Below are 25976 nucleotides of genomic sequence, written 5' to 3'. Positions count from 1 at the left end.
CGGTTCTTTTTTTGAACATAAAGTGTAAAAGGATCACAAATGTCTGTTCCCTGAAGTGCAGATCAGACAGAACTTAGCAATTTTCAGCGATCGTGTAAAGCAGCTTCTCAGACTCATCCCAACCAAGGCAGGCATCTGTGATGGATTTTCCGTAGATGTGATCTCCACCGATCTTCTGGTTGCCTGGCTCGATATAGCTCTCGATCATGAGACCCTTTACCATGGAGTGAAGCTCAGGATCTACCTGACGGCTGTGAAGAACCTCACTTGCGATACGAACCTGCTGCTCGTAATGCTTGTTGGAGTTGGAGTGGTTGGTATCCACGATCACTGCCGGGTTGGCAAGGTTCTTTGCATGGTATTTGTCATAGAGAAGACGAAGATCCTCGTAATGGTAGTTTGGGATTGCTTCCCCATGCTTGTTTACCGCACCACGAAGGATTGCGTGAGAGAGTGGATTACCGGTGGTCTCAACCTCCCAGCTTCTGTAAATAAAACGATGAGCGCCCTGTGCTGCAACAATGGAGTTCAGCATAACGCTGTAGTCACCACTGGTAGGGTTCTTCATACCAGCCGGAACATCCATGCCGCTGACAGTGAGTCTGTGCTGCTGATCTTCAACAGAACGTGCGCCTACAGCAACGTAGGAAAGCAGATCAGAGAGATAACGGTAGTTCTCTGGGTAAAGCATCTCATCTGCACAGGTGAAGCCGCTTTCGCGGATAGCGCGCATGTGCATCTTACGGATCGCGATCAGCCCGGCAAGAAGGTTCGGTTTTTTCTCAGGATCCGGCTGATGGACCATGCCCTTGTATCCTTCACCGGTCGTACGTGGTTTGTTTGTGTAAACACGCGGGATGATAAGGACTTTATCCTCGATCTTTTCCTGAACTTTGCGAAGTCTTAAAAGATAATCGCATACGGCATCTTCGTTATCTGCAGAACATGGTCCGATGATAGCGAGGAATTTATCGGATTTTCCGGTGAAAACGTCGCGAATCTCAGCATCGCGTTTCTCCTTGAGCGCCTGAAGTTCAGCATCGAGCGGATACTGATTGCGGATTTCCTCAGGAGTTGGCAGTTTTTTTATGAATTCAAAACTCATAGTACTTTATTCCTCCATAACTATAGACATTTCGATTATTTATTATAAACGATTATTGGCCGATTGTCGATAGGGAAATTTTAGCGCTTTCACGTGTAGAAGAGTAAGCAGCAGCTCACCCAGAAAAATTCCATAAAAATAGCCTCGGATCCCTGTTGCCGGAATTATAAAAACAACGGAGAAAATGCGGATGAGAATGCTGGCAATACTGTGGATCAGGCAGAGCCCCGGTTTTCCAAGTCCCTGCAGGATGCTGGTGAGCATGGTGTTTGTATAAAGAAAAGGACAGATAAAAGACAGGTACCGTATGTAGGTTCCGGCAGTCTGGCTGTGAAAAAGCAATGCTCCGAGGAATGGGCCAAAAAGAAAGAATCCGCTTCCGCATAGAAATCCCAGGAACATGCACAGAAAAAAGGTCTGATCTGTGACACGGCGAATCTGCTTCTGCTTTCCCAGTGCATCAAGCTGTGCGATGGAAGGCATCAGCATTACAGCGGCGGAAGACGTAAGTGTGGAAGGAAACAGGAGCAGGGGCAGTGCCATTCCTGTAAAGATCCCATAGATCTTCAGTGAGTCTGAGGCTGTCATGCCGGAACGCAGAAGCATCTGTGGGATCAGGACCGCTTCTATGCTGCCGAGAAGTGTCAGAAGGATCCTGTTCAGGGAAATGGGAAAAGACAGTGTGAAAAGGTCCTTTATCAGCGGAAAGATCCTGACGGGAGTCTTTTCGTGTACAGGGTGATTTCCGAAATGAAAGGAAACTACCAGCAGCGACACCAGCGAAGCGGCAGTCTCTCCGGCAAGGGAACCTCCCGCTGCGATCAATGCAGTGATCGGACGTCCTTCGGAAAGAAAGATCAGATACAGGATATAGGTAGTGCCGATCCGTGCAGACTGCTCCGAAAGCTGTACGACTGCCGGAACAGAGGCTTTTTTCCGGGCATAATAATAGCTGTTAATGCAGGAATGAATGGCACAGAGAGGAATACTGACAGCTGTTATGCGAAGAAGACCGGAAGTCTGCGGTGTTTTCAGAATTGCGGAAGCAAAAAAATATGCGTGCTGAAAAAGCAGAAAACCGGCTGCAGCAGAAAAAAAGACAGCCATAAGTGTTCCTGTGACCAGCGAAAAACGTGCCTCCTTTTTCTCCTGAAGGGCAAGTCTGGACGCGATCAGTCGGGAAAGGGCAGACTGGATCCCTGTATAGGATAAAGCGGCCATAAGTCCCTGGAGAGGAAGAACCAGCTGATACAAACCAAGACCTTCCGCACCAATGGCATGGGAGAGGAATATTCTATAAAAGAAACCTGCGATACGGCTGATAAGGCCTGTGCAGGCAAGAATCAGGGTTCCTTTGAGAAATATTTTTTTTGACATGGATAACCTTGAGTCTTTTTTGTCAGTATATGAAGAAGTTAGTCTTGACAGAACCATATGTTTCTGATAGAGTAAACATGAAATCCGAGGAAAACACTGGGAATTGAAAAAAGAGGTGAGCGGATGAAACTGTCAACAAGAGCAAAATACGGACTTAAGGCTTTGATAGACCTTGGTCTTTACAGTGAAAAAGAAGCGGTCTCGCTTCAGAGTATTGCGGGCCGTCAGAATATATCAGTCAGCTATCTGGAGCAGCTGATGGCACTTTTGAAGAAAGCGGGCCTTGTGAAGAGTGTCCGCGGCGCAGCCGGAGGATATTTCCTTGGAAGACCGGCAGAAGAGATTTCAGTGGGAGATATCCTTCGTGTCCTGGAGGGTGGCCTGGAGGCTGCAACATGTCCGGGAACAGAAGGTGACGGTGGCTGCCAGGGTTCCGATCTCTGTGTAGCTAAACTAGTGTGGAAGAGGATCAACGACAGCATCACAGATGCAGTGGATACCCTGATGCTCAGTGAGCTGATCGAAGAAAGCCGGAGAATACACGAAAAATAATTATCCTGAACAGGAGGAAAAGAAAATGGGAAAAATGATATATCTGGACAATGCGGCTACCACAAAGACCGCACCGGAAGTTGTGGAGGCTATGCTGCCGTATTTTACAGAGTTTTATGGAAATGCTTCAACCGTTTATGATTTTGCGGCAAACAGCAAGGCTGCCATCGCAAAGGCAAGACAGCAGATCGCAGATGTGATCGGAGCCAAAAAAGAGGAGATCTATTTTACAGCAGGTGGTTCCGAGTCTGATAACTGGGCTCTGAAAGCGACCTTTGAGGCATATAAAAATAAAGGAAACCATATCATCACAACAAAGATCGAGCATCATGCCATCCTTCATACCTGCGAGTACCTTGAAAAAGAGCGTGGTGCCAAGGTCACATACCTGGATGTAGATGAGAATGGTTTCATTGACCTGGATGAGCTTCAGAAAGCCATTACACCGGAGACCATCCTGATCTCTGTTATGGCTGCAAACAATGAGATTGGTACTCTTGAGCCGCTGAAAGAGATCGGACAGATTGCACATGAGCATGGAATCCTGTTCCATACAGACGCTGTTCAGGCATTCGGCCAGATCCCGATCAATGTAGATGAGTTCAATATTGATATGCTCAGCTCCAGCGGACATAAGATCAACGGACCGAAGGGAATCGGCTTCCTCTATATCCGTAAGGGTGTTAAGATCCGCTCCTTCGTACATGGCGGAGCACAGGAGAGAAAACGTCGTGCAGGTACAGAGAACGTTCCTGGTATCGTAGGATACGGTCTTGCAGCAGAGCGTGCAAACAAGTCCATGAAAGAGCGTACTGCAAAAGAAATCGAGATCAGAGATCATATGATCAGCAGGATCCTCACAGAGATCCCGTACGTACGTCTCAATGGAGATAAAGTAAAACGTCTTCCGAACAACGTAAATGTAAGCATCCAGTTCATCGAGGGAGAGTCACTTCTTCTGATGCTTGATAATTTCGGAATCTGTGCATCCAGCGGTTCCGCATGTACATCCGGTTCTCTGGATCCGTCACACGTTCTGTTAGCTATCGGTCTTCCTCATGAGATCGCACACGGATCTCTCCGTATGACCTTAAGCGAGGAGACAACTATGGAGGATGTTGATTTTGTAGTAGATAAGCTGAAAGATATTACTGCAAACTTAAGAAGCATGTCTCCATTATATGAAGATTTTATTAAAAAGCAGAAAAAATAATAAAAATACTTGCCAGGAGGAAAAAATAATGTATAGTGAAAAAGTAATGGATCATTTTCAGCATCCACGTAATGTCGGTGAGATCGAGAACGCAAGTGGCGTGGGTACTGTAGGAAATGCAAAATGCGGTGATATTATGAGAATATTCCTTGATATCGATGACGAAACTCATATTATCAAAGACTGCAAATTTAAAACATTTGGATGCGGTGCAGCAGTTGCAACAAGCAGCATGGCAACAGAACTTGTAATGGGCAAGACCATTGAGGAAGCTATGGAAGTAACCAACAAGGCCGTTATGGAGGCTCTGGACGGACTTCCGCCGGTAAAGATCCACTGTTCCCTGCTTGCTGAGGAAGCAATTCATGCAGCTCTCTGGGATTATGCAGAGAAACATCACATTAAGATCGAGGGTCTTTCCAAACCGAAGTCTGATATCCACGAGGGTGAAGAGGATACAGAAGAGGAGTATTGATCCCTTTTATTTACGATCATAACCGGGGCATGAGCAAGCTTCAGTCGAACAGAACCGTAAGCCATTGAAAGGACAGGTAAGTAAGAAGCATGACAGGACTTACGAACGAAGAAGTTCAGGAAAGAATTGCGCAGGGCCAGGTAAATAATAACGAAAACCCCAACACCAGGACATATAAGCAGATCATTCTGGAGAATACGTTGACATTCTTCAATTTTCTGAACCTGGTGCTGCTGGTTCTCGTACTGCTGGTTGGTTCCTACAAAAACTCCATGTTTGTAGGAATCATTTTTATTAATACCGTGATCGGGATCATTCAGGAGGTCCGTGCTAAGAAGACGATTGACAAGCTGGCCATCCTGACAGAATCCAAGACGGTTGTTCTGCGTGAAGGAAAAAAATGGAAAATTTCTACAGAGAAGCTGGTTGTCGATGATCTGATATTCCTGAAGGCCGGAGAACAGGTTCCGGCAGATGCGAAGATCCTGGAGGGAAGCCTTGAGGTCAATGAATCTCTGCTTACCGGTGAGGCAGACAATCTTCCGAAGAATCCGGGAGATGAGCTTTTTTCCGGAAGCTTTGTGACGGCGGGACAGGCCTGCTGCCAGATCATCCATGTGGGAAGTGATAACTATGCGTCAAGGATCACCAGCGAGGCAAAGGAATTCAAACGACATAATTCAGAGCTTAGAAATTCCCTGAATGCCATTCTGAAGGTGATCAGTATCATTATCGTACCAATGGGTGCGCTGCTTTTTTATAAACAGTATTATTTTGTGGGAGACAATATCCGGGATTCTGTTGTCAATATGGTTGCAGCGGTCCTGGGAATGATCCCGGAGGGACTGGTCCTTCTTACCAGTGTGGCACTGACTCTGGGTGCGCTGAAGCTGGCCCAGAAGAAGACGCTGGTACAGGAGCTGTACTGTATAGAAACTCTTGCACGCGTGGATACGCTCTGCCTGGATAAGACAGGAACTATCACAGAGGGTACCATGTGTGTGGAGGCGGTGGAGAGCTATCCGCCGGTGTATGATGAGATTTCAGAGACAATATCCGGGAAAGATCCTGAATCCGGCGAAGGTGACGGCAATGGAACTGAGAGTTCTGCGACTTCTGCAGTTTCAGCAACAGATGCGATCGCAAAGGAGGATGGAAGCGCGAATCTCGTATTACAGGAAAAGTCAGAAGCTGACCCGGAGAAACATAGTCAGGAAGATCCGGAGAAGATCCGGGAGATCGAGCATATCATGGGAAATCTGCTTTCTGTGCTGAAGGATCAGAATGCCACTGCCGATGCACTCAGGGCAAGATTTAAAGTATCTCAGGATATGAAGCTGGATCATGTGATCCCGTTTTCTTCTGACAGGAAGTACAGCGGAGCTGCATTTACAGATACAGGTACTTATCTGATGGGTGCAGCGCAGTTTCTTTTTCCGGAAGGGAACCTGGAGCTGATGGAGTATTGTGGCAGGTTTGCAGAGGAAGGTCTTCGTGTGCTGGTTCTTGCCCATAGTGTAAATGTGAGTGAGGGAGTGGAGCTTCCGGAGGGACTGGAACCTGTCGGACTTTTGCTTATTACAGATGTGATCCGTGCAGAGGCACCGGATACGCTGGCATATTTTGAAAGCCAGGGAGTTGATCTGAAAGTGATCTCCGGTGATGATCCGGTGACGGTTTCTGCCATTGCCAGACGTGCCGGTCTTAAAAATGCAGAGCATTATATCGATGCGACAACGATCACAACCCAGGAACAGATGGACGAGGCAGTTGCAGAATATAGTGTGTTCGGGCGTGTAACACCTCAGCAGAAGCAGGCAATGGTGAAGTCTTTACAGGCTCAGAAGCATACGGTTGCCATGACCGGTGATGGTGTCAATGATGTTCTGGCGCTTAAAGAGGCGGACTGCAGTATTGCCATGGCTGAGGGCAGTGATGCTGCCAAGAATATTGCCAATGTGGTATTGCTGGATTCTAATTTTGCAGCAATGCCGGAAATTGTGAATCAGGGACGCCGGGTTGTAAATAATATCCGTACTGCGGCATCTATGTTTTTGATCAAAACGATTTTTTCCGTGCTGCTGTCACTGATCACGATCTTCTTCGGGGATTCCTATCCCTTTGAGCCGATCCAGATGTCTCTGATCAGTGCCTGCGCTGTTGGTATTCCTACATTCCTTCTGGCACAGGAGAATAATTATGAGAAGATCGACCATACATTTTTGCGTCATGTATTTATGAATGCATTTCCGGCTGCTGTGACCATCACGGGCTGTGTGTTCAGTGTGATGCTGGTATGCCAGAATGTATACCATTCCAATGTTATGCTGAATACAGCCTGTGTGCTTGTAACAGGATGGAATTATATGGCGGCACTTAAGACAGTTTACGCACCTCTGAATAAGTATCGAAAGGTGATCATTTACAGTATGCAGGTGATTTTTTTCGGTGCGGCGGTGGTTCTGCAGAAGCTTCTGACACTGGGATCGCTGGAATTCGGAATGATCATTCTGGTGTTCCTTCTGATGACATTTTCTCCGATCCTGATCGATGTGATCACGGCCTGGCTCAGAAATATTTACAGCCGTTCGCTGGATAGTGGGGAACAGGGGAAATTTGCTGCATTTATTGATAAGCTGAGAAAATAATAATATGAGAAATAAAAAAGGACACTGCCCGTTGAAAATGGCAGTGTCCTTTTTTTGCAAATAAACTGTGAAGCAGTTATCCAGTTATCCGGTGCAGAGCTGTGTAGAGAATGCAGATTGTGGATATCCGCCTGACAAAGCTATTATTTTGTGTGCATAAGCCAGATAAATCCGAAGGCCGGGATCTCTACAGCCTGTGCGTCTCTCTGAACTCCTGTGAGAAGATCTGTGTAGGTACCGTCCTGTTCGTTGATCCAGGCTACCTTATCCTGGTCGCTGAAGTTGTAGATGCAGATCAGCTTTTCTTCAGAAGTTTCTCTTACCAGGGCAAGGAGAGCTTTTTCCCAGGTTTCCAGTGTATGTGCAGAAACTTCAGGTGCAAATACCGGATGGCTGGCACGGATGGATTCCAGCTGCTCAAGGCTGTTGAAAATGCGTCCTTGGATCGTTTCGGCATCGGCTCTGTTCCGGGCAAGTGCCCAGTTGAAACGTCCATTGTGGAGCCAGCGGGGATCAGCTGCTTTGGAAATGTCTGTTTTATAGGTGTAGTCATTCAGCTGTCCGACCTCGTCACCGCTTCGAAGTACCGGAATTCCGGGGAGGGAAAGAAGCAATGCATGAAGTGCTACGTCATAGCGGATTCCCCGGCTGACACCCTCCATATTTCCTTCATAATCAAAACGCTCGATTCCTGCAAGAGATGCGGTTGTTCCGCAGAGCTCCGATTCCTCGGTTTCCGGATTCACATAAATTTCACCCCGGGCAAAGGAATCAGGGAAAATACCTGCCAGGAATTCATTCAGATAATCTCTGTGAGGCCCTTCTGTGATAAAGCTTCCTTTCAGGAAATCATAGTCCAGATTCCAGCGTACCGTGTTGCGGTTACGGAGGTAATTCTGGAATACCGGTGCCTGCGGAAGGTCTGCAGCTCTGTCGATTCCCCGGCGGAGAAGGGCAGTGTCCTTTGTAGCAACGGTATGCCAGAGATCGGACATCAGCTGTGTGCTGTTTACAATGTGAAGTTCCGGCATATCGGAAGTTCCGCCGAATGCAGCAGCCTCTGCAGGTGGGCGGTCTGTTTCGCCAAGGAGAAGAATTCCGGGGCATACGATCTCACACACCATTCGGGTCATACGCAGCAGAGAGTGAAGCTTCCAGAGATTTTCTTCCGGCATCATCGGAAGGATACCAAGGCTGAATACAGAAGCACCTTCATTTGCAAGCTCCAGGATCTGAAGAAGCATTGCATTGAAATAAGCCGGAGTCTGGAGCACACATGGCGCACCGGACTGTGGGTCATCCACAGAAAGACTTAACGGGATCTCAAGAGCCAGGCGGATACCTGCTTTCCTACAGTTAGCTGCAAGTGTGTACAGATCTTCGGAGGTTCCGATCTCCGGGATAATGCGAAGAGAGCAGTTGGAGGTTGCCTGGAAAAGATCTGTCAGGTACAGAGTGTCTGCATTACATTCGCTGATATAGTCCAGTTTATTAGATAGACCGGAAAGAGTATCTGCGAAGTCAGCAGGATTTACAGCCATTCCGGTGAAAGTAGTCTTACGGAACCAGTCAGGATCAGCAGCGCAGTTCTGGTCGGCTTCCTTCATGGAAAGAGAACGCTCACGGTAGATTTCTTTCATCTTTTTTGTGAGGCTTGAGAATGTGCCGGTAACTTCCGGGTGATCGCGGAACAGTTCGCAGTAAAGCCATTTCAGATCATTGTAGTAGTATTTCAGACGTTTCTCGTAGAGGGCATCGTAAGCTGTGTCCTCCTTGGAAGTTTCGACTTTCAGAGGCTCAATCTTGGAAGTAGTAACTTTCGCCGGTTCAGTCTTTGAGGTCTCAACCTTGATCGGCTCGGTCTTGGAAGTCTCGACTTTGATCGGCTCAGTCTTGGAAGTCTCAACCTTGATCGGCTCAGTCTTGGAAGTCTCGACCTTGATCGGTTCGGTCTTGGAAGTCTCGACCTTGATCGGCTCAGTCTTGGAAGTCTCGACCTTGATCGGCTCGGTCTTGGAAGTCTCGACTTTGATCGGCTCGGTCTTGGAAGTCTCGACTTTGATCGGTTCAGTTTTGGAAGTTTCGACTTTAAGCGTTTCCTTCTTTACGGTTTCAAGTTTTTTCACTTCGGCTTTAGCATTTTCAACAGATTTGGCAGCATTGGAACTGGTGCCGGCAGCAGAGGTATTTTTTTTCAGCTGCTTTTCTTTTTTTGCCTGCATGGCAGCTTTCTTTTTCTGGAGTCTTTTTGTTGACATATAGAGTTCCTCCTTAGATAAAATGATATTTTCGGTATAAAAATGTAAACTCTCTCACCGGAGAGAGAAACAGAGCTACAGCTTATGAAAAACAGGACGGCGGTTTTTAAATACAGCATAATAGGAAAAACCACATTCACGGAGAACATCAGCCGCCTTGTCAAAAGCATAGCCGATCTTATCCGGAGTATGGGCATCTGCACCGATGGTGATGATCTCACCGCCAAGCTCACGGTAACGTCGGATAATATTGACACAGGGATTCGGTTCACCAAGCCCGTAGTGATAACCGCCTGTGTTCAGCTCGATTCCCATATTTTTGCGGATCAATGTCCGCAGGATCTCGTCCAGGATCTCCTTATATCGTCCGTAAGAATACTGACGGTTCTGATTTGGACCATAACGTACTACATAGTCGATATGTCCGTACACATCCATCTCGTCAAAAGCAGCGATATTTTCCAGGATGGATTCAAAATATTCCATGTAGCATGCGGATTCCTTACGGCCCTCAAAATAAGAAGGATAATAAGGATCGTATCCGTGCACCACATGGGAGGAACCAATAACGAAATCAAAGGGAACTTCTTTCAGAAGATCGGAAAAAGATTCTGCAAGCTGAGGCTGAAGTCCAAGCTCGATCCCGAAGTTAACCTGAATCTGGTCTTTAAAAGCATCCGCAAGACTCTCAAGTTTCTGGCGGTATGCAGGGATGTTCAGGGAAAAATCAAGATTTTCCGGAGTATCGGGATAATCCGGATCAAAATGTTCAGTAAAACAGATTCCCGTGAGACCCTGGTCTGCGGCAGTCTGGATCATTTCTTCCATCGGTGTATCGGAATCTGCGGAAAAAGAGGAGTGCATATGGCAGTCCCATAAAATTTTCTGGTCCATTTTGTACCTCCATATTCAAGCCTTTATATTCTGTGACAATGATCGTATCTGCCTGTTATGAATCCGGGAAAGTCAAACTCCCAGCGGGAATATAGATATCCGTTTTGGGAATCAGCAGGACAGAACTTTCTATCAGAGAATTATAGCACATTTTTCAGAAATTTTCTTAATATTTATTTTAATGTTCTTTTTTATAAATAGCTCTTGAATTTTTGTTTGGAATTAGGTACAATATGAAACAGGTTGATGTTTCTTTAACAAAGGAACGATTTAAATCACCATTCAATTCATAGGAGGAATTTATCATGGCAGTAAAAGTTGCAATTAATGGTTTTGGACGTATCGGTCGTCTTGCATTCCGTCAGATGTTTGGAGCAGAAGGATTTGAGATCGTAGCAATCAACGATCTTACATCTCCTAAGATGCTTGCTCACTTATTAAAATATGATTCTACACAGGGAAGATATGCTCTTGCTGATAAAGTAACAGCAGGCGAGGATTCCATCACAGTAGACGGAAAAGAGATCAAAATCTATGCTAAGGCTAACGCTGCAGAGCTTCCATGGGGAGAGATCGGTGTAGACGTAGTTCTTGAGTGCACAGGTTTCTACACATCCAAAGACAAAGCTCAGGCTCATATCGATGCAGGTGCTAAGCACGTAGTTATTTCCGCTCCGGCTGGAAACGACCTTAAGACAATCGTTTACAACGTAAACCATCAGGGTCTTACAAACGAGGACAAGATCATCTCCGCAGCTTCCTGTACAACAAACTGCCTTGCACCAATGGCTAAGGCTCTTAACGATCTTGCACCGATCAAATCCGGTATCATGTGCACAATCCACGCTTACACAGGCGATCAGATGACACTTGACGGACCGCAGAGAAAAGGCGATCTGAGAAGATCCCGTGCAGCTGCAGTTAACATCGTTCCGAACAGCACAGGTGCTGCTAAAGCTATCGGACTTGTTATCCCAGAGCTTAACGGCAAACTTATCGGTTCTGCACAGCGTGTACCTACCCCAACAGGTTCTACAACAATCCTTACAGCAGTAGTTGAAGGAAACGTTACTAAAGAGCAGATCAACGCAGCTATGAAAGCAGCTTCCAATGAGTCCTTCGGATACAACGAGGATGAGATCGTATCCAGCGATATCGTTGGTATGAGATTTGGTTCCCTCTTCGATGCTACTCAGACAATGGTACTTCCACTTGAGAATGGCACAACAGAGGTTCAGGTAGTTTCCTGGTATGACAACGAGAACTCCTACACAAGCCAGATGGTTCGTACAATCAAGCACTTCGGAAAACTTCTGAACGCTTAATTTTCTGCGAACGGGTGTAGAAGAATAGACTCAGAAAGGGTCCGGTCTGAAGAGGACCGGGCCCTTTTTTTCCAAAAGACCAAACAAAAAAATGTCTGAGGAATGACTGTTAACAGAGCGGACAACAATACCGCTCGCCCTTATTCATCTGCTTTTGCAGAAATAAAAGTTAAGGAGATATAGAGATGCTGAACAAAAAAAGTGTTGACGATATCAATGTAAAAGGACAGAAAGTACTTGTAAGATGCGACTTCAATGTTCCGCTTCAGGATGGAAAGATCACAGATGAGAACCGTCTTGTAGCTGCTCTTCCTACAATCAAGAAACTGATCGCAGACGGCGGAAAGGTTATCCTTTGCTCCCACCTTGGAAAACCGAAGGGAGAGCCGAAACCGGAGCTTTCTCTTGCACCTGTAGCAGTTCGTCTTTCTGAGCTTCTTGGCCAGGAAGTAAAATTTGCAGCAGATCCTGAGGTAGTAGGACCGAACGCAAAAGCTGCTGTAGCAGAGATGAAAGATGGCGATGTAGTTCTTCTTGAGAACACACGTTATCGTGCAGAAGAGACAAAGAACGAAGACAAGTTCAGCGAAGATCTTGCTTCCCTCTGTGATGTATTTGTAAATGATGCATTCGGAACTGCTCACAGAGCTCACTGCTCTAACGTAGGTGTTACCAAATATGTAAAAACAGCAGTTGTAGGATATCTGATGCAGAAAGAGATCGATTTCCTTGGAAACGCTGTAAACAATCCGGAGAGACCATTCGTAGCAATTCTTGGCGGTGCTAAGGTTTCCAGCAAGATCTCTGTAATCAACAACCTTCTTGACAAGGTAGATACACTGATCATCGGTGGTGGTATGTCCTATACATTCTCCAAGGCTATGGGCGGACATATCGGAACATCCCTCTGCGAGGATGATTACCTTCAGTATGCTCTTGACATGATGAAGAAAGCAGAGGAGAAGGGCGTGAAGCTTCTTCTTCCTGTAGATAACAGAATCGGTGATAACTTCTCCAATGACTGCAATATCCAGGTTGTAAAACGTGGTGAGATTCCGGACGGATGGGAAGGAATGGATATCGGACCGGAGACTGAGAAGCTTTTTGCAGACGCTGTAAAAGATGCCAAGACTGTTGTATGGAACGGACCGATGGGATGCTTCGAGATGCCGAACTTCGCTCATGGTACAGAAGCAGTTGCCAAAGCTCTTGCTGAGACAGACGCAACAACAATCATCGGTGGCGGCGATTCTGCAGCAGCTGTAAATATCCTCGGATATGGCGACAAGATGACACACATCTCCACAGGTGGCGGTGCTTCTCTTGAGTTCCTTGAGGGCAAAGAGCTCCCAGGTGTAGCAGCAGCTAACGATAAAGACTGATAAAAAATAAAGTGTTCCAAGAACACAAAAAAGGAGATAAAACCATGGCAAGAAAGAAAATCATTGCTGGAAACTGGAAAATGAACATGACACCAAGCGAGGCTGTAAAGCTGGTTGAGACTTTAAAACCGCTTGTTGTTAACGACGAAGTTGATGTAGTATTCTGCGTACCGGCTATCGACATCATTCCTGTTGTTGAGGCAGCTAAAGGAACAAACATCCAGGTTGGCGCTGAGAACATGTACTTCGAGGAGAAGGGTGCTTACACAGGCGAGATCGCTCCGGCTATGCTCGTAGATGCTGGCGTTAAGTACGTAGTACTTGGACATTCCGAGAGAAGAGAGTATTTCGGTGAGACAAACGAAGACGTTAACAAAAAAATGCTCAAAGCTTTCGAGCATGGTATCACACCGATCATGTGCTGTGGTGAGACACTTACTCAGAGAGAGCAGGGCGTAACAATGGACTTCATCCGTCAGCAGGTTAAGGTTGGATTCCAGGGTGTTACAGCTGATCAGGCTAAGACAGCAGTTATCGCTTACGAGCCGATCTGGGCTATCGGAACAGGTAAGACAGCTACAACAGAGCAGGCTCAGGAGGTTTGCGCTGATATCCGTAAATGCATCGCTGAGATCTATGATGACGCTACAGCAGCAGAGATCCGTATCCAGTACGGCGGATCTGTAAACGCTGCAACAGCTCCTGACTTATTCGCTCAGGCTGACATCGACGGCGGTCTTGTAGGCGGCGCTTCCCTGAAACCAGATTTCGGAAAGATCGTAAACTACAAATAAGATTCACTTAAAAAGGGGCTTCGGCCCCTTTTTTTATATCTTTTTATAAAAAAACCAGAAAAACTCTCCCTGACACGGATAGCACAGCTAACAAAAAAGCTGCATCTGATCACAGTCAGAGAGAGTTTTTCTTATCTTCAGAGTAAGGATTGTTTTTCTCTGAAGCTTTTTCTGTATGTTCGTTCCTTTCGTCAGGCTCGGGAACGTGTTCCACAATGTCCTCGATCTCGCAGTGGAGAATGGAACACAGCCTGTCTATGGTATAAATTTCAACATTTTTATTTTTTCGAAGTCTGTCCAGAAGTGAACGGGTGATCTGGTAATGTTCATAAAGATCATACTGAGTGATTCCACGCTCCTTCATCGTGACCCAAAATCTGTCATATTTTATCATATATATATCCTGTCCGATTCATCCTTGAATTAATCTTATTATGAAGGTAAAATTGGAATCACAACAGTGTCCTTATATCGACACTACAGAAAGGAGAAGCAATGAGGAAGTTTTTTAAAATCTTAATTTCAGTGGTGATCACACTGTATTTTTCAGCTACCATGTTCTACTGCTTTGTGGCAGGAACACCGGATGACGGAAAAGGGGCAGTGATCTATATGATGTCAGCAGCAGGCCTGTCGATACTGTTTCCGGCTTTTACCTGCGGCTGCATTCATTACATCCTTTATCTCAGAAAAAAAATGGATGAAAGGAGCAAATGATCAGGATTTATGGTATGATAACAATAAATATCTGGCAGGGTATGTCGTTTCAGAAAACGGTTATCTGATAACGGCAGAAACGCATCAGATGGCTGTGCTGTGATGCAGCCGTTACGTATTATAATAGAAAGAAAGCCTGCAGCTGTGCGTAAGACGCTTATATGATCATTTGCGGAGGATTTTATGGGGAATATTCTGGATTATCTTGACTGGAGAGGAGATCTTACCTTTGAGCAGTCACCCTTTAATGAAGTTGACAATCTGATACTGGCGTGTTTTTCCTATCTTGATCTGGATGAGAGGGCAGAAGTAAAAAACGGAAATACTCTTTCTGTAGAAGAACTCTTTGCGGCTTTTTCCAGACGGGAAATGAAGAAGGATCTGAAAGCAGAAAGCGCCTTTCTGCAGAATACACCGGTGCTCCTTGAAAAAATGGCCTGTGCGGAGAGATTCCGGAAATGTACAGTAGGAGGCTTTGTCAATGAAATCCTTTCCAGTCAGGCTCAGCAGTTTGCGGCAGTGACTATAGGACTGGATGATGGAACCACATATATTTCCTTTCGGGGAACCGATGATACCATTGTGGGATGGAAGGAGGATTTTAACTTAAGCAACGGAGTTGTTCCTTCGCACAGAAAGGCGTTGGGATATCTGGAAACGCATGGAACTTATATACAGTCCATGCTGCGGATCGGCGGTCATTCCAAAGGAGGAAATCTGGCTATGTATGCAGCGATGCAGTGCAGTGACATCCTGCAGGAAAAGCTTCTTTCTGTCTATGATAATGATGGCCCGGGTTTCCCGGAAGGATTTTTCAGTCCCGGAAGAGTGGAAAGGGTTTTGCCAAAAGTCACTCGTATCATTCCTGAGGCATCTGTGATCGGTATGCTGCTCAGCCACCAGAAAGATCCGCGGATCGTAGCCAGTACACAGAAGGGGATCCTGCAGCATGATGCTTTTACCTGGGAGGTAATGGGGCCATCCTTTATAGAGAAAGAAAGTTTGACAAGAAGAGCTGCGGCGTCAGATCGAAGTATTCATAAATGGATCGACCATATGGATGAAAAGCAGAGAGAGCATCTCATCGGGGAACTCTTTTCTGTGTTGGAAGCAACCGGAGCAGATACCATTTCCCAAATCCAGGAAGGTGGTCTGAAAAGTTTGGCTGCCATGGTGCGCCAGCTGGATAAACTGGAACCACAGTCAAAAGCTATGGTGCAGGAACTGATCACCGGACTTTTTGGCAGCTGGCTGGAATTGCTTCCTCTGCCGGAACTTGACAAAAAGCGTTTTCTGCCATAACATAGGAGTTACTCTGATAAAAATTGGAAAAAACGGAAAGGGGACATCAGAAAATGAACGAAAAAGTCGTAAATGCGGCCCTTCTTGGTCTCGGAACAGTAGGAACCGGTGTATATAAAGTGATCAAAAGCCAGGAGCAGGAAATGACAGCCAAGCTTGGATGCCAGGTAAAGATCACAAAGATCCTGGTGCGTAACCTTGAGAAAGCGTCCGGGAAGGTAGACGATCCTTCTGTTCTTACAACAGACTGGGCAGATATTGAGGGAGATCCTTCCATTGATATTGTGATCGAGCTGATCGGCGGGATCGAGCCGGCACGTACGTATATCCTTGCAGCACTGAAAGCCGGCAAGAACGTTGTAACTGCAAACAAGGATCTGATCGCAGTCCACGGAAAAGAGATCTTGGAAACTGCCAGGGCAGCGCAGAAGGATTTTCTGTTTGAGGCAGCAGTTGCCGGAGGAATCCCGATCATCAGCCCGTTGAAGAACAGTCTTGAGGCCAACCATGTAACGGAAGTTATGGGAATCGTAAACGGAACTACGAACTTTATCCTTACCAAGATGTCCCAGGAGGGAATGGAATTTTCAGATGCTCTTGCTCTTGCTACAGAACTTGGATATGCAGAGGCAGATCCTACTGCAGATATCGAGGGAATTGATGCTGGAAGAAAGGTTGCCATCCTTGCATCAGTTGCCTTTAATTCCAGAGTTACCCTTGATAATGTTCATATAGAAGGAATCACAAAGATCACGGCAAAGGATATCCGTTACGCAAAAGAAATGGGCTGCGAGATCAAGCTTCTGGGTGTTGCACGCTGTCAGGAGGACGGCGTTGAGGCCTATGTCTGCCCGATGCTGATCCCGGCAGAGCATCCCCTTGCATCCGTCAATGATTCTTATAATGCGGTTTTTGTACACGGAGATGCAGTAGGAGATACCATGTTCTACGGACGTGGAGCAGGTGAGCTTCCTACAGCAAGTGCGGTTGCTGGTGATGTATTTGAGGTAGTCCGTAATATGAAGGCAGATTGCTGCGGAAGAGTAGGCTGCACCTGCTATAAGACACTTCCGGTAAAAGATATGGCAGATACCCATAACCGTTATTTCCTCCGCCTGCAGGTAGAGGACCGCTGCGGTGTGCTGGCTGAAATCCTGGAGCATTTTGCAAAATATCAGGCAAGCGTGGCACAGATCATGCAGAAAGAAAGCAAGAGACCGGATACCGCAGAGGTTGTTGTGATCACCAAACTTGTAAGCGAGGGCGCTTTCTTTAAGGTTAAGGAAGAACTGGAAAACAGCGCATCTGTAAGAAAGATTTCTTCTATGATCCGCGTATACCAGAAATAATATCTTTCGCGTAAATTTACAGATCAGCCGTATCAGTTGTCAGGAAATTGAAAACAGACAAATTTTTGTCAAAGAAAACGTTGCAAAATTTCTGGATTTTGGTACTATATAAAATGGAAAACAAAAGAATCCTGAATGGTACAGAGGTTTTCAGAATCAGTGAAGAGCTGTGCCGGACAGATTTTCGATCAAAGATAAGAAGGGGAAAATTATGAGCAAAAAACCAACAGTTTTAATGATCCTTGATGGATACGGACTCAATGACAGACATGACGGAAATGCTGTATATGAGGCAAAAACACCGGTTATGGACGGACTCATGAAAGATTATCCGTTTGTAAAAGGCAATGCCAGCGGTCTTGCGGTAGGTCTTCCGGACGGACAGATGGGTAACTCCGAGGTTGGTCATATGAACATGGGCGCAGGCCGTATCGTATACCAGGAGCTTACAAGGATCACAAAAGAGATCCAGGACGGCGATTTCTTCAAGAATGAGGCACTTCTTACTGCTATGAAGAATGCAAAAGACAACGATTCCGCGATCCATTTTATGGGACTTCTTTCTGACGGTGGCGTACACAGCCACAATACACATCTCTACGGACTTCTTGAGATGGCAAAGAGAGAGGGACTCAAGAAAGTTTACGTACACTGCTTCCTGGATGGTCGTGACACACCGCCTGCATCCGGTAAAGAGTTTGTAGAGCAGCTGGAAGCTAAAATGAAAGAGATCGGCGTTGGTGAGATTGGTGTGATCTCCGGACGTTATTATGCAATGGATCGTGATAACCGCTGGGATCGTGTTGAACTTGCATATAAAGCTCTTACACAGGGCGAAGGCGTAAAGGGAACAGATGCTGCAGCAGCAGTTCAGGCTTCCTATGATGATGACAAGACAGATGAATTTGTGCTTCCGACTGTTATCGAGAAGGACGGCAAACCGGTTGCAACTATTTCCGATAAGGATTCCGTTGTATTCTTCAACTTCCGTCCGGACCGTGCAAGAGAGATCACAAGAGCTTTCTGTGATGACGATTTTAAGGGCTTTGAGAGAGCAAAGAGACTGGATACCACATTCGTATGCTTCACAGAGTATGATGATACCATCCAGAATAAGCTGGTAGCATTCCACAAGGTTCTTCTTCACAATACCTTTGGTGAGTACCTTGCAGCTCACGATATGACACAGGCACGTATCGCCGAGACAGAGAAATATGCACATGTTACATTCTTCTTCAACGGTGGTGTTGAGGAACCAAACAAAGGAGAGGACAGAATCCTTGTAAAATCCCCGAAGGTTCCGACCTACGATATGCAGCCGGAGATGAGTGCACCGGAGGTTTGTGAAAAGCTTGTAGAGGCGATCAAATCTGACAAATATGATGTGATCATCATCAACTTTGCGAACCCGGATATGGTTGGCCATACAGGTGTTGAGACAGCTGCGATCAAGGCTGTTGAGACTGTTGATGCATGTGTTGGTAAGGCTGTAGAGGCAATCAAAGAGGTTGACGGACAGCTCTTTATCTGCGCTGACCATGGTAACGCAGAGCAGCTTGTAAATTATGAAACAGGTGAGCCATGGACAGCTCATACAACTAACCCGGTACCGTTTATCCTTGTAAACGCAGATCCGAAATACACACTTCGTGAGAACGGATGTCTTGCAGATATCGTTCCGACTCTGATCCAGCTTATGGGTATGGAGCAGCCGAAGGAAATGACAGGAGAGTCTCTTCTTGTTGAGAAATAAATAAGCTTCACGGAATCCCGGCAGATTTTTACGGATCTGCCGGGATTTTTTCATCCGATTGTTTCTGTTTCCACACATGAAAAAAATTTTCAAAATCATCTTGTAAAATCATTCCATTTCAACTATAATCCCTCTGATACATAAAAACAGGTAACTTTTGAGCAACTGTAAAGTTACAGAAAGAATAATAAAAAGAATAACAAAAAGCAGCACAAAGTTTAGGAACGATCAAATTAAATGGGGGGAAAAAAGATTTCATGAAAACAGACATGACACAGGGAAAACCGGTAAAAGTGCTCCTGGGATTTACGATCCCGGTATTTATTGGTAATGTATTTCAGCAGTTCTACAATATGGTAGATGCGGTGGTTGTAGGAAAATTTGTAGGAACAAAGGCACTGGCGGCAGTTGGCTCAACAGGAACTATCATCTTTTTGATCATAGGCTTTCTTCTGGGACTTACTGCCGGTTTTACCGTACTGACTGCACAGAAGTACGGTGCGGGAAAAATGGATGAGATGCGTCAGACCGTGGGAAATGCACTGATCCTGACAGCGCTGGTCTCGGCAGTGATGACAGCAGTCAGCATGACAGGTATGCATGCACTTCTGAAATTTATGCATACGCCGGATGATATTTTCAAGGATGCATATGCTTACGTTATGATCATCTGCGGAGGGATTTTTGCCCAGGCATTATATAATATCCTGGCCAGTATCCTCCGTGCACTGGGAAACAGTAAGGTACCACTGTATTTTCTGATCTTATCTGCAATGCTGAATATTGTGCTTGACCTTGTATTTATCATCGTGTTTAAGCTGGGAGCACCTGGAGCAGCCTGGGCTACCATTATTTCCCAGGGAGTTTCAGGAGTCTTATGTCTGGTATATATCTGGAAGTTTGTGCCGGAGCTCCGTATGAAAAAAGAAGACTGGTATTTTAGACGTAACCTCGCAGCCAAGCAGATCGGTGTGGGAATCCCAATGGGACTGCAGTATTCCATTACGGCGATCGGAACCATGATGGTACAGTCAGCCTTAAATATGCTTGGCTCTTATGCGGTGGCGGCGTTTACAGCAGGAAGTAAGATCGAGCAGATATTCACCCAGGCATATGTGGCACAGGGAACTGCCAGCGCTACCTACAATGCACAGAATATCGGAGCCGGAAAGCTTGAGAGAGTGCGGGAAGGCTTCCGGGCTTCGCATTTTATAGGAATTGTATATTCTGTTGTTGTTGGCAGTTTTCTGTTCTTTGCGGGAAAATATTTCGCATATCTGTTTATCTCAGATAACATTGAAGAAGTGCTTCCTATGGTAGCAATCTATGTAAAATGTGTGGCACTGTTTTTTATTCCTCTGTATTTTGTCAATGTACTGCGAAACGGGATCCAGGGAATGGGATATGGTCTTCTTCCTATGATGGCCGGTGTAGCTGAGCTTGCAGGAAGAGGGATCACCGCTACCATTGCAGCCGGAAAAAGTAGCTATATCGGTACCTGTCTTGCAAGTCCGGTGGCCTGGATCTTTGCGTCAGTGCTCCTTTGGGTAATGTACGTCTATGTTATGAAAGATATGGCGCGGAAGCTGTACGGTACAAATAAGTTATAAAAAAACCGTGAAATGAGATGCAATTTCCGGAAAGTATGATATAATGAAAAAGCTGGTGAGTAAGACCAGAAAGTATCAATGGAAAGATGCCTTTTTTGAAGGCACATGAACATAGAGGTGAATAAATATGAGCAACGATGAAAAGAGGGATATCGAGGACAGGATCAATGATGCCATGGCAAAAATCGTCAGTGATACTGCAGGAGAGCCTCAGCCTGAAAATAAAAATAACAGATCAGCTGCTCACAAGTCGGCAAGACCTTCGAAATCAGCAAGGCCAAGGAAGATCACCTACGTACCTATCGATGAATCTGAATTTGAACCTATTGTTATACCCGAAAAGAAAAAGCATAAGGCACTGAAGGTAACTGGAATGATCGCCGCCATGGTTTTGGTAGTGGCAGGCTGTGCATATGCAGGAGTATCTTATTATTACACCAGTCATTTCTTTGAGGGCACAACGATTAACGGGATCGACAGCTCCAACAGGACTGCATATGAGGTTGAGCAGGAGATCGCAAAAAAAATGGAAGGCTATTCCATCCAGGTAAAGGCCAGAGATCAGGAACCGCAGACGATAGAAGGAACGGATATCAGTTATCGTTATATATCCAGTGGTGAAGTTCTGAAGCTTTTGAAAGCGCAGAAGCCCTATGAATGGGTGAGAGGATTTTTTGAAAAGACGACTTACACAGCCAGTGAGCAGACAGCTTTTGACAAGTCAAAGCTGGAGTCAGAAGTGAAAGCACTGAACTGTGCCCAGAAAGAGAATCAGGTAGCACCGGAGAATGCGTACGTAAGCTTTAATGATTCCGAGTTTACGATCGTGCCGGAGACAGTGGGAAGTGAACTGAAGGTAAAAGAAGCCTATCAGATGATCAGTGATGCTATCAGCAGCGATGACGGGGAAGTAGATCTTAGCAGTAACCCGGATGCTTATGTGAAAGCAGATGTGACCAGCGACAGTGCAGATCTGCAGGCAACGGTGGATGCATATAATAACTTTGCGAGGGCAAGCATCACCTACACATTTGGAGATGAGACAGTAACACTTGATGGAAGCACCATCAAGAACTGGCTGCAGTTTGACGAAAAGGGCCAGCTGATCCAGGATGAAGCATCCTTCAAACAGCATATCGTGGATTATGTGGCACAGCTTGCAGCGGATCATGATACAGTAGGTACAGAGCGTCAGTTCCAGACAACAAGCGGAAGAACTGTTTCGGTTTCCGGTTCTGCATATGGCTGGAAGATCGATCAGGACGGAGAGGTGGCACAGCTTACCCAGGAGATCCAGTCCGGAGCTCAGACGACCAGAGAGCCGGTTTATTCCATGAGAGCCAATTCTTATGGTGTGAATGATCTGGGAAATACCTACATTGAAGTGGACCTTACAGAACAGTATATGTGGTATTATCAGGATGGAAATGTGATCTTTGAATCAGATATCGTATCCGGACTTGCAAGTGATCCGAAGAGAAAAACACCTCCTGGAATCTTCACATTGTATTATAAGAAGAGCCCGGATGTGCTACGTGGCACCAAGAAACCAGACGGAACCTATTCCTATGAACAGCCGGTAACCTACTGGATGCCGTTTAACGGAGGCATTGGATTCCATGATGCAGACTGGCAGCCGTATTTTGGAGGCGATCGGTATCTAACCGGAGGTTCCCACGGCTGTATCAATATGCCGCCGGATAAAGCGGGAGAGCTTTACAACATTATCCAGTATAATGTTCCGATCGTCTGTTTCTATTGATCGGATCTGTAGTCAAAAAACAAACAGGAGCCAGCCGGTGATCCGGTGTGTGGCTCCTGTTCTTTAGCAGGAGGAAAATATTATGTTTGATCAGTCATTCAGCTTTATACTTACAATCGCAGCACTGGTAGTAGGATTTATGCTTTTTACCGGACACGGTTCCTTTTTTATGAAAGGCGGAAACACACAGGCCAGAGCCCAGAAGTATGATGAGAAAAAAATGGAAAAGGTTTCAGGAATCTGTCTGATACTTATCGGAGTGGCTACAGGAGTTGACGCATTTACCACAAGTGTAGCAGCAAAGATCGCCTATGTAGTAATTCTGTTTGTGATACTTGCGGTATTTCTGTTTGTACTCAGAACAAAATGTATCAAAAAATGATCAGAAGTATCAGAACTATCCTTTAGGTAAAAAAGCAGAACTCCCCGTGAAACGGTAACCTGTCTGATCAGGCTCCGGTATTTGCGGGGAGTTTTTCTGTCTGTATTTAGTTTAATTTCGTTCGGCTGGTCTGCCGGAATGTCAGAGTAAAGATGATTCCCTTTACGATGGAAGTAAGGGAAAGTGCCCACCAGATACCATTAAGTCCCATTCCCGCATGAGTCAGCAGCATGGCAAGCGGGATTCTGGCCCCTGTCAGGATAATACTGATGATACTGCAGAGCTTGGTCATACCAAGGCCGGACAGTGCACCGATGGTCATCAGCTCAATGGCCATGAAAGCCTCACAGAAGCCGATGATGATCAGGTAATTTACAGAAATCCCAAGGGATTCCGGATCATGGAAAAACAGTCCGGAGATCGGGCGTGGGAGCAGCACAAAGGCTGCAGTTATGATAAGGCCCCAGATTGTCAGGATACCAAAGGAAATACGGTAGCCCTGGCGGATGCGGTCGTATTTTTTTGCACCGAAATTCTGTGCGGTAAAAGCATTTAAGGCAGAGGCAAAGCCGTCCGCGGTGTTCCAGGAAACGGATTCGATCTGTCCGCCCACACGCTGGACAGCAATGGCAGCAGCACCGAAGGCGGAAACCATTCTGGTCAGTACCATGGAGATCATACAGTAGAGCATGCTCTGGATAGCGGTTGGAAAACCAATGCGGAAGATATTTTTATAAAATTTTCCCGGAAAACGTGAAAAAAGATGAAGTTCACGAAGTACATTTGTTTCCAGCCCGGAAGTAAAGATCCGGAAAACCAGCACTGCAAAAACCAGAAACTGTGCAGTTACTGTGGCAATGGCAGCACCTAACGTTTCAAGCCGTGGAAAAGGTCCAATGCCAAGGATCAGGAGCGGATCCAGGAGCATATTTCCCACAAGTCCAAGAAAATTGGCCATCAGCGGAGACTTGGAATCTCCCTGGGCTGTAAAAAGTCCGGTGAGAGTCAGGTTCAGGAAGGAAAAAATGATCAGTCCGCAGGTGATCAGCATATAAGATCTGGCAGAAGAATATGCTTCCGGGTCTGTCAGATTAAAAAATCCGATTAGAGGATCAAGAAATATAATACTTGCTGCAGAAAATAAGAGACCGAACAGAATGGTCATCTGCAGGGCACTGGCCGCGTAGGAACGTGCCTCTTTATAATCCTTCCGGCCGCAGGACTGTGCGGTGTTTACCTGTCCGCCCATTCTCGGAAGGGCTACCAGTCCCTGGGAAAGCCACACATACATGCCGCCCACACCGACACCGGCAACTGCCTTGGATCCCAGAAGCCCGATCCAGGCCATATCTGTGATATTATAGGCAGTTCCAAGAAGGGAAGATGCCATGATAGGAAGAGCAAGCTCTGAAAGCGTTTTCAGGATCGGACCGGAAGTAAGGTCTATGGATTTTGATTTTTTCATACTCATCTGCATATCTCCGTAAGGTCAAAAGGCCTGGTGATCCGGTAATCCGGTTTATCCACCTGACCGAAACCGTATTCAGCAAAGATAAAAGGAACTCCTGCTTTCTGGCAGGCATTAAAGTCTCCTATAGTATCACCGATATAAACCGGATCGGAAAGATTATTATCCTCGCGGATTTTCATGATATTTTCCGCTTTGGCCATGCCGGTGTCACCGGGACAGAGATGGCCCTTGAAATAGTGTCCGAAGCCTGTGGATTTCAGGAACACTTCAATATATCCGGCCTGGCAGTTACTGACGATAAAAAGAGGAAAACGGCTGGAAAGAATCTTCAGTGTTTTCTCAAGATCCGGATACAGCGGAGCACATTTGCGAAGCAGTGCCTCGTGCTCTGCCTGGCAGCAGCCGTCGATGATACGAAGCTGTTCGGCTTCCGGAAGCTCGGGGAAAAGAGCCTTTGCGATATCCGGCAGCAGCTGGCCGAAAAGCCCCATCAGTCGTTTGGCGCTTACGTCGGTATCCATGTGCTCCGTATGGATAAGGTAATCACTCCAGGCCTCAGCTACGATCCCGGTGGAATCCCAGAGCGTACCGTCAACATCAAAAATAATACTGTCCATCAGAAAAACCTCCCCAAAAAACTATGATATGTAAAAAAAGCAACCCTTTGTACTGGACATAGTACAAAACAAGTTACTGTTCACTCCGTTCTCAGCAATACGCTTCGCGATGCACAGAATTTATGTTAATCGCATAAATTCGCGCGGTATGTCTCGGGTTTTCTGTGGCCTTCGCTCACAAAAAACACCTCGCGGAATATTACCAGTGAACAGTTATCAAAACAATTCTATATGAGAAAAGAAAAAAAAGCAACTGCGCTTTTGAAGATTTTATGTTATAGTAAGGGTTACGAGGGAAAAACTATGAATTATAAGAATACGATCAGAGGTATATTCAAAGACAGGCCTAACCGTTTTATCGCTCATGTGCAGATCGGGGATCAGCTGGAAACGGTCCATGTGAAGAATACAGGCAGATGCCGGGAACTTCTTGTTCCGGAAGCAGAAGTGATCCTGGAAAAGAGTGATAATCCTGCCAGGAAAACGAAATACGATCTGATCAGTGTGAACAAGGAGGGCCGCTGGATCAATATGGATTCCCAGGCCCCAAATAAAGCAGCAGAAGAGTGGGTGGCGGCCGGAAATCTTTTTCCGGAGAAAGTGACTGTCAGGAGAGAAAAGACATACGGAAATTCCCGTTTTGACCTGTATGTGGAATCCGGGAAGCGAAAGGCTTTTATCGAGGTAAAAGGCGTCACTCTGGAAGAAAATAATATCGTGCGCTTTCCGGACGCACCTACAGAACGGGGGATCAAGCATCTCTGTGAGCTGATGCATGCAGCAGCTGACGGCTATGAGGCGTATCTTCTTCTGGTGATCCAGATGAAGGATGTAAGGTATTTTGAACCAAATCGGGAGACACATCCGGAATTTGGAGAAACACTTAAGGCGGCAGCAGATGCCGGTGTTCACATCCTGGCCTATGACTGTGCCGTCACGGAAGATTCCATGAAGATCTGTGATCCGATACCGGTAAGATTATAGAAAGGA

The 25976-nt window shown here is 46.0% G+C and carries 22 protein-coding genes; 15 read left to right on the top strand and 7 right to left on the bottom strand.

The genetic code is table 11. From position 1 onward, the window contains the following. Positions 1-73: 73 nt before the first annotated feature. Both GPK58_RS01520 and GPK58_RS01515 read right to left on the bottom strand, forming a co-directional pair. Entirely contained in the window at positions 74-1105 is a 1032-nt protein-coding gene (locus GPK58_RS01520; RefSeq protein WP_015526991.1) for a 3-deoxy-7-phosphoheptulonate synthase, read from the bottom strand. Between the two features lie 42 nt (positions 1106-1147). After that, a complete protein-coding gene (locus GPK58_RS01515; RefSeq protein WP_118752580.1) occupies positions 1148-2482 on the bottom strand; it encodes a polysaccharide biosynthesis protein in 1335 nt (444 codons plus the stop codon). 123 nt (positions 2483-2605) lie between these two features. On the opposite strand from GPK58_RS01515, the gene GPK58_RS01510 reads away from it, so the two are divergent. The 4 genes from GPK58_RS01510 (at position 2606) to GPK58_RS01495 (ending at position 7370) form a co-directional block, all read left to right on the top strand. Further along, the gene (locus GPK58_RS01510; RefSeq protein ID WP_015526993.1) at positions 2606-3034 is read left to right on the top strand and encodes an RrF2 family transcriptional regulator; all 429 of its coding nucleotides are present in this window, start codon (positions 2606-2608) and stop codon (positions 3032-3034) included. Between the two features lie 25 nt (positions 3035-3059). Then, positions 3060-4247: a cysteine desulfurase NifS gene (nifS, locus tag GPK58_RS01505; protein WP_021650819.1), complete on the top strand. Its 1188-nt coding sequence runs from the start codon at positions 3060-3062 to the stop codon at positions 4245-4247. Positions 4248-4275: 28 nt separating this feature from the next. Further along, positions 4276-4722, top strand: coding sequence for a Fe-S cluster assembly scaffold protein NifU (gene nifU / locus GPK58_RS01500; RefSeq protein WP_015526995.1), 447 nt, complete (start codon positions 4276-4278; stop codon positions 4720-4722). Positions 4723-4811: 89 nt separating this feature from the next. Next, entirely contained in the window at positions 4812-7370 is a 2559-nt protein-coding gene (locus tag GPK58_RS01495) for an HAD-IC family P-type ATPase (protein ID WP_215638090.1), read from the top strand. 143 nt (positions 7371-7513) lie between these two features. Here GPK58_RS01495 and GPK58_RS01490 read toward each other — a convergent pair whose 3' ends face one another. Further along, the gene (locus GPK58_RS01490) at positions 7514-9628 is read right to left on the bottom strand and encodes a hypothetical protein (RefSeq protein ID WP_215638089.1); all 2115 of its coding nucleotides are present in this window, start codon (positions 9626-9628) and stop codon (positions 7514-7516) included. Between the two features lie 75 nt (positions 9629-9703). Further along, entirely contained in the window at positions 9704-10522 is an 819-nt protein-coding gene (locus tag GPK58_RS01485) for a histidinol-phosphatase HisJ family protein (protein WP_215638088.1), read from the bottom strand. 305 nt (positions 10523-10827) lie between these two features. On the opposite strand from GPK58_RS01485, the gene gap reads away from it, so the two are divergent. From gap to tpiA, 3 genes are all read left to right on the top strand, one after another. Then, positions 10828-11847 carry a type I glyceraldehyde-3-phosphate dehydrogenase gene (gap, locus tag GPK58_RS01480; RefSeq protein ID WP_021652276.1) on the top strand — a complete coding sequence of 340 codons (1020 nt, stop codon included), beginning with the start codon at positions 10828-10830 and terminating at the stop codon, positions 11845-11847. Between the two features lie 185 nt (positions 11848-12032). Next, positions 12033-13229, top strand: a complete 1197-nt coding sequence (locus tag GPK58_RS01475) for a phosphoglycerate kinase (RefSeq protein WP_015527000.1) — start codon at positions 12033-12035, stop codon at positions 13227-13229. A 44-nt stretch (positions 13230-13273) separates the two neighbouring features. Beyond that, positions 13274-14023 (top strand): triose-phosphate isomerase, encoded by a 750-nt coding sequence (tpiA, locus tag GPK58_RS01470; protein ID WP_015527001.1) that lies wholly within the window; start codon positions 13274-13276, stop codon positions 14021-14023. Between the two features lie 115 nt (positions 14024-14138). Here tpiA and GPK58_RS01465 read toward each other — a convergent pair whose 3' ends face one another. Further along, complete coding sequence (locus tag GPK58_RS01465) at positions 14139-14417, bottom strand: helix-turn-helix domain-containing protein (protein WP_015527002.1); 279 nt, start codon at positions 14415-14417, stop codon at positions 14139-14141. A gap of 101 nt (positions 14418-14518) precedes the next feature. Here GPK58_RS01465 and GPK58_RS01460 point away from each other — a divergent pair, with 101 nt between their 5' ends. The 7 genes from GPK58_RS01460 to GPK58_RS01430 all read left to right on the top strand — a co-directional run bounded on the left by GPK58_RS01460 (position 14519) and on the right by GPK58_RS01430 (position 22898). Further along, complete coding sequence (locus GPK58_RS01460) at positions 14519-14740, top strand: hypothetical protein (protein WP_021652279.1); 222 nt, start codon at positions 14519-14521, stop codon at positions 14738-14740. Between the two features lie 183 nt (positions 14741-14923). Next, positions 14924-16042 carry an Mbeg1-like protein gene (locus GPK58_RS01455; RefSeq protein WP_215638087.1) on the top strand — a complete coding sequence of 373 codons (1119 nt, stop codon included), beginning with the start codon at positions 14924-14926 and terminating at the stop codon, positions 16040-16042. Positions 16043-16095: 53 nt separating this feature from the next. Beyond that, positions 16096-17391, top strand: coding sequence for a homoserine dehydrogenase (locus GPK58_RS01450; protein WP_118513128.1), 1296 nt, complete (start codon positions 16096-16098; stop codon positions 17389-17391). 211 nt (positions 17392-17602) lie between these two features. Beyond that, positions 17603-19144 (top strand): 2,3-bisphosphoglycerate-independent phosphoglycerate mutase, encoded by a 1542-nt coding sequence (gene gpmI, locus GPK58_RS01445; RefSeq protein WP_215638086.1) that lies wholly within the window; start codon positions 17603-17605, stop codon positions 19142-19144. 257 nt (positions 19145-19401) lie between these two features. Further along, the gene (locus GPK58_RS01440) at positions 19402-20754 is read left to right on the top strand and encodes an MATE family efflux transporter (RefSeq protein WP_015527008.1); all 1353 of its coding nucleotides are present in this window, start codon (positions 19402-19404) and stop codon (positions 20752-20754) included. Between the two features lie 127 nt (positions 20755-20881). Further along, positions 20882-22516: a L,D-transpeptidase family protein gene (locus tag GPK58_RS01435; RefSeq protein ID WP_252195739.1), complete on the top strand. Its 1635-nt coding sequence runs from the start codon at positions 20882-20884 to the stop codon at positions 22514-22516. 82 nt (positions 22517-22598) lie between these two features. Beyond that, a complete protein-coding gene (locus GPK58_RS01430) occupies positions 22599-22898 on the top strand; it encodes a DUF3784 domain-containing protein (RefSeq protein WP_015527011.1) in 300 nt (99 codons plus the stop codon). Between the two features lie 106 nt (positions 22899-23004). On the opposite strand, the gene GPK58_RS01425 is transcribed toward GPK58_RS01430, so the two are convergent. Together GPK58_RS01425 and GPK58_RS01420 are read right to left on the bottom strand one after the other, a co-directional pair. Next, entirely contained in the window at positions 23005-24363 is a 1359-nt protein-coding gene (locus GPK58_RS01425) for an MATE family efflux transporter (protein WP_173775648.1), read from the bottom strand. A gap of 2 nt (positions 24364-24365) precedes the next feature. Continuing rightward, positions 24366-24986 carry an HAD family hydrolase gene (locus GPK58_RS01420; protein WP_173775632.1) on the bottom strand — a complete coding sequence of 207 codons (621 nt, stop codon included), beginning with the start codon at positions 24984-24986 and terminating at the stop codon, positions 24366-24368. Positions 24987-25289: 303 nt separating this feature from the next. On the opposite strand from GPK58_RS01420, the gene sfsA reads away from it, so the two are divergent. After that, on the top strand, positions 25290-25970 hold the full coding sequence (gene sfsA, locus GPK58_RS13025) for a DNA/RNA nuclease SfsA (protein ID WP_173758972.1): 681 nt from the start codon (positions 25290-25292) through the stop codon (positions 25968-25970). The last annotated feature ends 6 nt before the right edge of the window (positions 25971-25976 follow it).

The organism is Blautia sp. MCC270, from assembly GCF_018785605.1.
GTDB lineage: Bacteria > Bacillota > Clostridia > Lachnospirales > Lachnospiraceae > Blautia_A > Blautia_A fusiformis.
Note: the sequence above shows the minus strand (reverse complement) of the source record. Positions and strands in the feature narration are given on the sequence as shown.

Excerpts from the sequence above, each read along its gene's own strand:
- GPK58_RS01475 (WP_015527000.1), top strand. The coding sequence starts at position 12,033 with ATGCTGAACAAAAAAAGTGTTGACGATATCAATGTAAAAGGACAGAAA.
- GPK58_RS01440 (WP_015527008.1), top strand. The coding sequence starts at position 19,402 with ATGAAAACAGACATGACACAGGGAAAACCGGTAAAAGTGCTCCTGGGA.
- GPK58_RS01520 (WP_015526991.1), bottom strand. The coding sequence starts at position 1,105 with ATGAGTTTTGAATTCATAAAAAAACTGCCAACTCCTGAGGAAATCCGC.
- GPK58_RS01510 (WP_015526993.1), top strand. The coding sequence starts at position 2,606 with ATGAAACTGTCAACAAGAGCAAAATACGGACTTAAGGCTTTGATAGAC.
- sfsA (WP_173758972.1), top strand. The coding sequence starts at position 25,290 with ATGAATTATAAGAATACGATCAGAGGTATATTCAAAGACAGGCCTAAC.
- GPK58_RS01455 (WP_215638087.1), top strand. The coding sequence starts at position 14,924 with ATGGGGAATATTCTGGATTATCTTGACTGGAGAGGAGATCTTACCTTT.
- GPK58_RS01485 (WP_215638088.1), bottom strand. The coding sequence starts at position 10,522 with ATGGACCAGAAAATTTTATGGGACTGCCATATGCACTCCTCTTTTTCC.
- GPK58_RS01420 (WP_173775632.1), bottom strand. The coding sequence starts at position 24,986 with ATGGACAGTATTATTTTTGATGTTGACGGTACGCTCTGGGATTCCACC.
- tpiA (WP_015527001.1), top strand. The coding sequence starts at position 13,274 with ATGGCAAGAAAGAAAATCATTGCTGGAAACTGGAAAATGAACATGACA.
- GPK58_RS01465 (WP_015527002.1), bottom strand. The coding sequence starts at position 14,417 with ATGATAAAATATGACAGATTTTGGGTCACGATGAAGGAGCGTGGAATC.
- GPK58_RS01490 (WP_215638089.1), bottom strand. The coding sequence starts at position 9,628 with ATGTCAACAAAAAGACTCCAGAAAAAGAAAGCTGCCATGCAGGCAAAA.
- GPK58_RS01425 (WP_173775648.1), bottom strand. The coding sequence starts at position 24,363 with ATGAAAAAATCAAAATCCATAGACCTTACTTCCGGTCCGATCCTGAAA.
- GPK58_RS01495 (WP_215638090.1), top strand. The coding sequence starts at position 4,812 with ATGACAGGACTTACGAACGAAGAAGTTCAGGAAAGAATTGCGCAGGGC.
- GPK58_RS01450 (WP_118513128.1), top strand. The coding sequence starts at position 16,096 with ATGAACGAAAAAGTCGTAAATGCGGCCCTTCTTGGTCTCGGAACAGTA.
- GPK58_RS01515 (WP_118752580.1), bottom strand. The coding sequence starts at position 2,482 with ATGTCAAAAAAAATATTTCTCAAAGGAACCCTGATTCTTGCCTGCACA.
- GPK58_RS01460 (WP_021652279.1), top strand. The coding sequence starts at position 14,519 with ATGAGGAAGTTTTTTAAAATCTTAATTTCAGTGGTGATCACACTGTAT.
- nifU (WP_015526995.1), top strand. The coding sequence starts at position 4,276 with ATGTATAGTGAAAAAGTAATGGATCATTTTCAGCATCCACGTAATGTC.
- GPK58_RS01430 (WP_015527011.1), top strand. The coding sequence starts at position 22,599 with ATGTTTGATCAGTCATTCAGCTTTATACTTACAATCGCAGCACTGGTA.
- nifS (WP_021650819.1), top strand. The coding sequence starts at position 3,060 with ATGGGAAAAATGATATATCTGGACAATGCGGCTACCACAAAGACCGCA.
- GPK58_RS01435 (WP_252195739.1), top strand. The coding sequence starts at position 20,882 with ATGAGCAACGATGAAAAGAGGGATATCGAGGACAGGATCAATGATGCC.
- gap (WP_021652276.1), top strand. The coding sequence starts at position 10,828 with ATGGCAGTAAAAGTTGCAATTAATGGTTTTGGACGTATCGGTCGTCTT.
- gpmI (WP_215638086.1), top strand. The coding sequence starts at position 17,603 with ATGAGCAAAAAACCAACAGTTTTAATGATCCTTGATGGATACGGACTC.